This is a genomic window from Paenibacillus sp. P4_E11, from assembly GCF_056401635.1.
The window spans coordinates 1-782 of the sequence record NZ_JBFUIX010000619.1 but is presented as its reverse complement, the minus strand read 5'-3'; the positions used below and the strand labels follow the sequence as shown (position 1 = coordinate 782).

Genomic DNA, 782 nt, shown 5'->3' with positions numbered 1-782 from the left:
CACGAAAATCAGATCGTCGGACAGACTCCTACCTCCTTGAAATTTAGTCGATACGAGTTAAGTGCTTGGTTAATTCATCGAAATCGCGATCTACCGACATGACCTGTTCCAAATGTTCCATTCTTTGCGGACCGGCTGTTTCCATCATCGTAGGGGTGTAATACCGATTTCTACGATAAGCTGCATGTTGGGTCACATATGCGGTCAATTCCTCCAATTCATCTTGCTTAAAACGCTCGCATAAATTCAACGTGAACATTCTGCGGTCGCTTCCGCCGCCCCATGAAGAATGAATCGTCTGATGATGAAACAACAGCAGATCGCCTGGTTCTACATCTAAGACCACAGCAGGGATTTCCGAACCTTTCATACCCCAGAACGTTTGGCTTTTGGACGTTTTCTTTAACATTGCATTGCCAAATTTATCATGATGAAGGTGACTGCCCGGAATTACCCGAAGTGCGCCATTCGATTGATTCAGCTTATCCAAATAAATAGCGATTTTGATGTGTCGTCTTTTCAAATTTATGCCGTCTGCATGCCAATTCGTTTCGCCTGAATAATAGTTTCCATCACTGCCCATATAATTAAAATCTTCCCCCAGCAGCGATGTGCAAATACCGTGTATACGTGGGTCATCCAACAAAGCACAGAGCTTTTCCCTCTGGTCTATGAAAGGTACGATCATTGTCCTTTTCGAGCCGTCGTGCTTTAGTGTTTTTTCAAACATTGGGAATACTTGTGCAAACTCATCGGTTATCCATTGAATATCATCCTTCAAC

General features: G+C 43.5%; 1 protein-coding gene. It reads right to left on the bottom strand.

The features are described from left to right. Window positions 1-43 precede the first annotated feature (43 nt). A partial coding sequence (locus tag AC1DWB_RS36485) for a phytanoyl-CoA dioxygenase family protein (protein ID WP_477545926.1) occupies window positions 44-782 on the bottom strand: 739 nt, incomplete at its 5' end.